The sequence below is a fragment of the uncultured Alistipes sp. genome (assembly GCF_949296715.1).
Classification (GTDB): domain Bacteria; phylum Bacteroidota; class Bacteroidia; order Bacteroidales; family Rikenellaceae; genus Alistipes.
The window spans coordinates 1-8402 of the sequence record NZ_CASFQD010000036.1; the positions used below are offsets into that span (position 1 = coordinate 1).

Genomic DNA, 8402 nt, shown 5'->3' on the forward strand with positions numbered 1-8402 from the left:
CGACGAGCGCCTCGACGTCGGGTCCGGCGACCGTATGTTCGTTCAGCTCTCGGAACTCCAGCTCGGCGATGGGGCGCGCGATGCCGGCCTTCGAGAGGAAGCGCCGCGCCGTGCGCGTATTCTCGACGATGAAATAGTCCAGCGAGTCCATCACGGCGCGGTTGGCCGCGGGCAGCACGTCCCACGGTGCCGTTTCGTCCGAGATCGGACAGGGGATCAGGTAGAGCGTTCCGTTCATGTTCGGTCCGTTGTTTCGCGGCGGCATCCGGAAGCGGCCTCGGCCCTCCCGCGGCACGCCGCCCGTATTACTCTTTCAGGTAAATGCGCTTGACGCGCCCCGACACGGAGGTCATCACCTCGTAGGGGATCGTGCCCAGCACCTCGGCCATCGCCGCAGGGTCGTTGCCCGCGGCCGGCGAGAAGATCACCGCCTCGTCGCCCTCCTGCACGTCGGGAATATCCGTGATGTCGATCATGCAGCTGTCCATGCAGATGCGCCCCACGATCGGGGCCGGGCGCCCCTTGACGAGCAGCGACCAGCGGCCGCAGCCGAGGTGGCGGTCCAGCCCGTCGGCATAGCCCACGGGGACGGTGGCCGTCACGCTGTCGCGCGTGAGCCGCCCGGCCCGCCCGTAGCCCACGGTCTCGCCCGCCGCGAGGTGCTTGATCTGCACGATGCGCGTCTTGAGCGTCGAGACGGGCGTGAGCCCCTCCTCGCGGTGCCAGCCGAAGCCGTAGAGCCCCAGGCCGAGGCGGCACATGTCGTACTGCGCCTCGGGGAAGCGCTCGATGGCCGCCGAGTTGGCCGTATGGCGGATGACCGGATAGCCGAGCGAGGCGGCCAGCGTCGAGCTCATGCGGTCGTAACGAGCGATCTGCGCCCGCGTGTAGGCATCCTCCTCGGGCATGTCGGCGCAGTTCAGGTGCGAGAAGATCGTCGCCACGCGCACCTGCCCGCAGCCGCGCAGCCGCTCGCACAGGCGCGGCAGCTCCTCCTCGACGAAGCCCAGGCGGTGCATCCCCGTGTCGAGCTTCACATGGATCGGGAAACGGCTCTCGCCCGCATGGGCCACCGCCGCGGCAAAGTCCTCGAGCGAGCGGAAGTTGTATATCTCGGGCTCCAGCCGGTTGGCGATCATCAGGTCGAAGCTGTCCGCATCGGCATTGAGCACGACGATCGGCATCTTGATGCCCCGCTCGCGCAGCAGCACCCCTTCGTCGGCAAAGGCCACGGCGAGGTAGTCGACACCCTGATGCTGGAGCATCTGCGCCACCTCGAAATCCCCGGCGCCGTAGGAGGCGGCCTTGACCATCGCCACGAGCTTCACGCCCGGGCGCAGCTTCGCACGGAAATAGTTGAGATTGCGGATCATCGCGTCGAGGTCGACCTCCAGCACCGTCGTGTGGCTCTTGCGCGAGAGGGCGTGGGCGAGCTTCTCGAAGCGGAAGTCGCGGGCCCCCTTGAGCAGCACGGCGCGCCCGGCCACGGCCTGCCGGCTCAAACGGGCGATGCACTCGTCGGTCGAGGCGTAGAACTCCTTGTCGCAGTCAAACAGCGCGGCGTGGCGCCGCAGGCGCGGGCCGATACCGACCAGGCAGTCGACACCCGCACGGGCGACCATGCCCGCGACGCGGCCGTAGAGCTCCTCGTCCGAGAGGCCGCTCTGCGCGATGTCCGAGAGAACGAGCGTGCAGCGGCGGCCGAGGGCCACGTTGTGCAGGTAGTCGAGCGCCAGCGCCAGCGAATTGAGGTCGAGGTTGTAGGCGTCGTTGATGAGCACCGAGTCGTTGATGCCGTCCTTGACCTCGAGGCGCATGGCAACGGCCGGCGCCGCGGCGAAGGCCGGGGCGGGATAGTGCATCGCCGCGCAGAAGGCCTCGACGATCTGGGCGTTGCGCCGCGAGGCGGCGTTGCCGATGACCGACTCGGCCGGCTCGGGGAATGCCGCGGCGTCGATCGGCCGGCGGTCGGCGAAGCGTGCCGCGACCATGCGGCCCAGCGGCTCGTAGTGGCTGTGGTAGATGATCGTCCGGGCGCGGTGCGCGAGGACCATCTTCTCGTCGCACTTCTGCTCGAGGTTGACGAAATTCTCCTGGTGGGCGTCGCCTATCGAGGTGAAGACCACCACGTCGGGGCGGATGATGCGTTCGAGACGCTCCATCTCGCCGGGCTTCGAGATGCCCGCCTCGAAGATTGCCAGCTGCTCGTCGCCCTCGATCATCAGTACCGAGAGCGGCACGCCGAGCTGCGAGTTGTAGCTCTTGGGCGAGCGGTAGTATTTCATCCCTTCGGGCAGCTCCTCGGCAATCCACTCCTTGATGACGGTCTTGCCGTTCGAACCGGTGATGCCCACGACCGTGCCGCGGAACTGCGCCCGGTGGTAGGCCGCCAGGCTCTGCAGCGCGCGGATGGCGGAGTCGACACGCACGAAGCCGCAGCCGGGCATCGGCTCGACGTCGCGCTCGACGAGGAAGGCCCTGACGCCGCGGCCGTACATCTCGGCGATGAAGGCATGCGAATCGTGGTTCGCACCGCGCATGGCCACGAACAGGGGCTCGGTGCCCAGTTCGCACGTGAGCGAGCGGCTGTCGGTCACAACCGAGCGCACCCCGGCGTCGCAGCCCGAAAAATGACCGCCGCAGATGGCGGCGATCTGTGAAAGTCTGTAATTCATGGTATCCGTTTTTCGGATCGGCAGCCGATCCGTTGCACCTCATCCCGCAAAGGTACAAGAAAAGCGGCATTCTTCTCCGTTTCGACCTCTTTTTTCGCCCGCAAAAACCGGCAAAAAAGGTGCGGCGGCTGTGGCCGCCGCACCTGTCCGTCCCGGCCGCGGGCACCGGCCCCGCTATGAGAGCGTCACGATCGTGATGCCCGCGCCGCCGCGGTCGGCATGCTCGTCGACGGCCGAGACCACCTCGGGCACCGTGCGCAGGTAGCGGCGTATCTCCTCCTTGAGGGCGCCGGTGCCCTTGCCGTGGAGGATCGTCACCGTGCCGACCCCCACCATCAGGGCGTCGTCGACCAGGTCCTGCACGGCCTCGAGCGCCTCGGCGGCCCGCATGCCCCGCACGTCGATGTGGTCCTTGAAGTTGAGCTTGCGCGACGAGATGTCGACCGACACGACCGTGCGGGCCGTCACCGGGCGCGTCGCCTCGCGGTATTCGCTGTTCGAGACGACCGTGAGCGCCGCCTTGTCGACCGTCGTCAGTATCTGTCCGAAGGCCACCTGCGCCCGCTTGCCCTTGAGCGACTGCACGACGCCGACCATCTCCTGCCCCGCCATGCGGACCTTCGAGCCGACCTCGACCTCGCGCTTCACCGGTGCGGGGGCCTCCGCCGGAGCCTTGTCGCCCGCCGCCCCTTCGCGCTCCTTGCGCTCGGCACGCCGCTGGCGCCGCCGCTCGATGCGCTCGATCTCGCGCGCCACGGCCGCATCGCGCTCCGCCGTGTCGGCCTGCTCGACCGTCTCGCGGAAGTCGTCCAGCTCGCGCCGCGCCAGCCGCGTGAGCTCCTTCTCGGCCTGCGCCTCGCGGATCGTGCGGATTGTGTTCTCGATCTGCCGGTTGGCGTCGGCAATGAGCTGCTGCGCCTCCTGCTTGGCCCGGCGGAGAATCTCCTGCCGCTCGGCGCGGATCTTCGACAGCTGCTCGGAGTAGGTCTGCTCCAGCTCCTCGACCTTGCGGTCCGTCAGGCGGATGCGGTCGCGCTTCTGCTCCCAGTAGTGCTTGTCGCGGGCAATCTCGCGCAGCTGCTTCTCCAGATTGATGTGGTCCGACCCAGCCTTCTCGCTCGCCGTGCGGATAATCTCCTCCGGCAGGCCGATTTTGCGGGCAATCTCCACGGCAAATGAACTGCCCGGCTTGCCCATCTCCAGGCGGAAGAGCGGGCGTATCTGCTGCACGTCGAACATCATCGCGCCGTTGGCAATCCCCTCGGTCGACGAGGCGTAGTACTTGATGTTGGCGTAGTGCGTCGTGATGACGCCGTAGCATCCCTTTTCGAGCAACCGCTCGAGAATCGCCTCGGCAATCGCCCCGCCGATGTTGGGCTCCGTGCCCGACCCGAACTCGTCGATGAGCACCAGCGTGCGGTCCGACGCCCCGGCGAGCATGTGCTTCATGTTGAGCAGGTGCGACGAATAGGTCGACAGGTCGTTGTCGATTGACTGCTCATCGCCGATGTCGATGTAAATCGAGCGGAAGACCGGCAGCTCGGAGACCTCCGACGCCGGCACGGGGAAGCCGCACTGGAACATGTACTGCACGATGCCCGTGGTCTTCAGGCAGACCGACTTGCCGCCGGCATTGGGCCCCGAGATGACGAGGATGTGCTTGCGGCGGTCGAGCTGCAGGTCGAGCGGTATGATCTCGCGGCCCTGTGCGCGCAGGGTCTGCTGCAAGAGCGGATGGCGGGCGTTCTTGAGCACGAGGCGGTCATCGGTCGAGAGGATCGGGCGCACACAGCCGTTCTCGGAGGCCCAGCGCCCCTTGGCGCGCAGCATGTCGATCTGCGCCAGGCAGTCGCCCGAGGCGGCGATCAGCTCCGCGTCGGGACGGATCGACTCGGTGAACTCCGTGAGGATGCGGACGATCTCGCGCCGCTCGGCATACTCCAGCTCGCGCAGTTCGTTGTTGATCTCGACGACCTCGACCGGCTCGACGTAGAAGGTGCGGCCCGTGGCCGATTCGTCGTGGATGAAGCCGTTGAGCTTGCGTTTGTTCGAGGCCGAGACGGGGATCACGGCGCGACCGTCGCGGATCGAGATCTGCGCGTCGGCCTCGACGATGCCCGCCCCCTTGGCGGCCGAGAGGACCGCCTGCAGGCGCTTGGCGGCCTGACCCTCGCGTTCGCGGATGGCGCGCCGCACCTCGGCCAGCGCCGGGGAGGCCGTGTCGCGGACGTTGCCGAAGCGGTCGACGATCGCCTCGATGCGGCGCACGATCTCGGGAAAGGACTCGACGCCGTGCGTCAGGTCGTGCAGCGCCGGATAGTGCTCCCCGCGCCGGCCGATAAACTCGACGACCGCCCCGATGAGCGCCAGCGCCCGCTGCAGGAGGACGACCTCGGCCACGTCGAGGAACGTGCCCGCGACACGCAGCTTGGCGACAATCTCGTCCGTATCGGGGTATTCGCCGCCCGGGAAGTCGCGCTCCATGTCGAGCAGCAGGCGCATCTCGTCAGCCAGTGCCAGGCGCCGTTCGATCTCCTGCGGCGAGGTGGAAAAGGTTTCGGCCGCGAGCAGTTCGCACGCGGCACGCATGGTACAACGGGCTGCGACCTGCTCACGCAAGCGGTCGAAGCCGATCTTCTGTTCAAAAGAAGCGGGATAAATCATTTCTCTCTTTGGGATAGCACCTCAATTACGTCGGGCCGCATCGGGGTCCGCCCGGCAGACCGTTTCACGCAGCGGCAGGACCGCAATCACACGCGTCCGTCAGCGTCCGTCCGCAGCCTCATTTTCCGGCCGCCCGGTCATCCGACGGCGGACAGGCTCCGGCCACAGCCGTTTATCCGGTCAAGACCTCACTTCGACAGCGAGCCCCACATCGGGTCAACATTCCGCATCGCCAGCGGTCCGGTCATTCGGTCAGAACCTCACATCAGCCGCGAGCTACTCGTCCGGCCAAAACCTCACTTCGACCGCGAGCCGTCCATCCGGTCAAAACATCGCTCCGGCCGCGGTCCGTTTATCCGGTCAGGACCTCACTTCGCCCGGTCCGGACCAACGGCCCCGGCCCGGACCAACTACTCCCCCCCCGGCTCGGACAAACTACTCCCCCCGGCTCGGACAAAGGCTCCGCCCTGGTCGCGGAGAATCACTCGGCCCCGGACTCTCCGGCCTTTTCGGCCTCTTTGGCCTTCTTCTCCTCAAGACGAGCCGCCTTGCGCTCGGCCTTGGCCTTCATCTTCTCCGGATCGCGTCCGAAGAGCGAGAAGTGCACGTAACGGCCCGGATACTCCTTCAGGTCGGCCAGCAGCGCCGCCAGGTTGCCGCTCGCCACCGTGAGCGAGTCGTAGAGCGCCGGGTCCTCGAGCAGGCGGCCCAGCGTCCCCTCGCCCCCTTCGATACGGGCCATCAGGGCATTCAGCCCCTCGACCGACTCGGTCAGACGGCGGGCGAACTCCTCTTCGGAGAGCTGCGCCGTCAGGCGGTTCACGCTGCCGACGATGCTGTCGATGCGCGGGGCGTTCTGCCCGAGCATCTCCGAGAAGGCGGCCAGGTTGTCGACGGCGGCCCGCAGGTTGTTCTTCTCGGCCGAAAGCACGTCGGCCATGTCGCCCGTGATGTCGTTCAGATGCGTAAGGGTGCCCGAGATGGAGCCCTCGTTGTTTTCGAGCAGGCGGTTCAGGTTCTCGAGCGTGCGCGACAGATCGGCGGTCACCTGCGCGATCTTCTGCTTGAAGAAGTCGAGCTCCGAACCGGCCATGTCCATCAGATCGCGGTTGCGGCTCGAACGGAGCGTGTCGCCGTCCTTCAGATAGCTGTCGGCCGATCCGTAGATGATCTCGATGGCCTTGTTTCCCATCAGTCCGTCGCTGAAAATCTTGGCTTCGGAATCGGTCGGGATGCGGTAGGTGCGCTTGACGGTCAGCTGCAGGACGACCTTGTCGCTCACCTGCGGATCGAACTGCACACCGGTCACCGTACCGATCTTCACCCCCTTCATCATGACGGGCGAGGCGGTCTGCACGCCGTTGATCTGGTCGTAGGCGGCATAATACTCGACATTGCGGCTGAAGACATCGAGCCCCTGCAGGAACCGGATGCCAATCCAAGCTGCACAAATCATCGCCACGGCGAATACGCCGATCTTGACTTCTCTCTTCATATCGGATTCTCTATTTTACAATTTCCGTACCCCGGCACCGCACGACAAAGGCATCGGGGAAGACCTTGCGGACCTGCCGCAGATGGCGCTGGGCCGCAGCTTGCGTGTCGAACTCGCCGACACAATATTTATAGGGCAGCGAGCCGGTCGATTTCAGCTGCCGCACCTTGCCGCGATAGCTTCGGAACTCGGACGAGCGCAGCGAGACGGGCTTGGCCGAGGCCAGCACCTGCACGGTGTAGCGCACGGGCTCCTCCCTGTCGGGTTTCGCCGCCTGCTCCCGGCCGGAAGCGGCATCCGCGGGCTTCTCCGCCGGAGCTGGTGTCGGTGTCGGCACGGCGGCCGGAGCCTCCCCGTCGGCGCGCCGCGTCGTGAGCACGAAGTCCGAATAGTCGCGCACCGCCTCGTAGAGGTTCCGCGCAATCTCGTTCTGCCCCTTTTCGGACTTCATGTAGGCCATCTCCTGCGCATTGGACATGAACCCGATCTCGGTGAGCACGCCCGGCATGTCCGTGGCGTAGAGCACGCGCAGCAACTGCGGCTTGATCCGCCGCACGACACGCCCCGCCTCGCGGAAGTTGCGCTCGATGCAGCGGGCGATGGCCATGCTGTATTCGCCGTAGGTGATCTGCAGGTTCTGGATGCGGGCGCGCACGATCGCCGCATTGGGCTCGGTCGACAGGTCGATCAGGTCCTCGCGGTTGCTCTCGTAGAGCGCCTCGGTGTTGTAGCGCTGCTCCTTGGGGGTCTCGCCCATGATGAGCACCTCGACCCCCTTCGCCGCCGTGGCGGCCGCCGCATTGGCATGGATCGAGATGAAGAGGTCGCCCCCGGCTTCGTTGGCGATGTCGGCGCGCTTCTGAAGGTCCTCGGCCAGCGTCGTGCCGAGCATCCGGTCCGTCGTGCGCGTGTAGACCACCTTCACGCCGGGCATCCCCTCCTCGATCAGTTTGCCCAGCTTCAGCGCCACCTTCAGCACGAGCTCCTTCTCGTACATCCCGGCGTAATGCGCGCCGGGCAGCTTGCCGCCGTGCCCCGCGTCGATCACCACGACGCTCACGCCGTGCGCAATATTCCCCGCCGCCACGACGTTTGTCATAACGGCAGTGCAGACAACAACAAGCGCGAAGAGCGCGCGCAAGCGCATATTTCTTGGTGACGACAAGGGTTTTCTGTAATTTTTTACCTATCTTTGTCGGGCCCGAAAAGGCCCCGGGAGGCCCCTGCGGGGGTTCTCCGGGCGTTTTTGCCGACTTGTCGGCAAAGGTACGAAAAATTATTGGATTTTGAACAGGTCAAGGGTAAAATATGTCTTGTCGGCAACGGTGATTCTGCTGTTCGCCCAGGCCGTGCTGGGCACGTCCGTCGGCAGCGGACTGCGGCACACCCTGCCCGCCGACACCCTGCTTGTCCGCAGATCCGACACACCGGCGGTCCCGTCCGCACCGCCCGCAGGCGATGAGACGGCCCCCGCCGCAAGCCCCGACGGAAGCGCCGACGACGGACCCGCCGCCGAGGCCCTCCCGTCGTCCGACAACCCCCGCCAGCGCCGCATGCAGGAGCGCGCC

5 protein-coding genes and 1 pseudogene are annotated in these 8402 nt (G+C 66.4%); 1 reads left to right on the forward strand and 5 read right to left on the reverse strand.

Going from position 1 to position 8402, the window contains the following annotated elements; all coding sequences use genetic code 11:
* From Q1Y33_RS05350 to Q1Y33_RS05370, 5 genes and pseudogenes are all read right to left on the reverse strand, one after another.
* Positions 1-238 (reverse strand): annotated as a pseudogene (locus Q1Y33_RS05350) (SAM-dependent methyltransferase); the annotation flags it as partial.
* Between the two features lie 67 nt (positions 239-305).
* Complete coding sequence (alr, locus tag Q1Y33_RS05355) at positions 306-2675, reverse strand: alanine racemase (RefSeq protein WP_300798716.1); 2370 nt, start codon at positions 2673-2675, stop codon at positions 306-308.
* 174 nt (positions 2676-2849) lie between these two features.
* The gene (locus Q1Y33_RS05360) at positions 2850-5339 is read right to left on the reverse strand and encodes a Smr/MutS family protein (RefSeq protein WP_300798717.1); all 2490 of its coding nucleotides are present in this window, start codon (positions 5337-5339) and stop codon (positions 2850-2852) included.
* Between the two features lie 481 nt (positions 5340-5820).
* Positions 5821-6834, reverse strand: a complete 1014-nt coding sequence (locus tag Q1Y33_RS05365; RefSeq protein WP_300798718.1) for an MlaD family protein — start codon at positions 6832-6834, stop codon at positions 5821-5823.
* 10 nt (positions 6835-6844) lie between these two features.
* The gene (locus Q1Y33_RS05370) at positions 6845-7933 is read right to left on the reverse strand and encodes an N-acetylmuramoyl-L-alanine amidase (protein WP_300798719.1); all 1089 of its coding nucleotides are present in this window, start codon (positions 7931-7933) and stop codon (positions 6845-6847) included.
* A 187-nt stretch (positions 7934-8120) separates the two neighbouring features.
* Between Q1Y33_RS05370 and Q1Y33_RS05375 the strand changes: the two genes are divergently transcribed.
* Positions 8121-8402, forward strand: a 282-nt coding sequence (locus Q1Y33_RS05375; RefSeq protein WP_300798720.1) for a hypothetical protein, incomplete at its 3' end; no start/stop codon positions are given.

What these genes read in the sequence shown, in the direction of transcription:
- Q1Y33_RS05365 (WP_300798718.1), bottom strand. Translation starts at nt 6,834, where the DNA reads ATGAAGAGAGAAGTCAAGATCGGCGTATTCGCCGTGGCGATGATTTGT.
- Q1Y33_RS05360 (WP_300798717.1), bottom strand. Translation starts at nt 5,339, where the DNA reads ATGATTTATCCCGCTTCTTTTGAACAGAAGATCGGCTTCGACCGCTTG.
- alr (WP_300798716.1), bottom strand. Translation starts at nt 2,675, where the DNA reads ATGAATTACAGACTTTCACAGATCGCCGCCATCTGCGGCGGTCATTTT.
- Q1Y33_RS05370 (WP_300798719.1), bottom strand. Translation starts at nt 7,933, where the DNA reads ATGACAAACGTCGTGGCGGCGGGGAATATTGCGCACGGCGTGAGCGTC.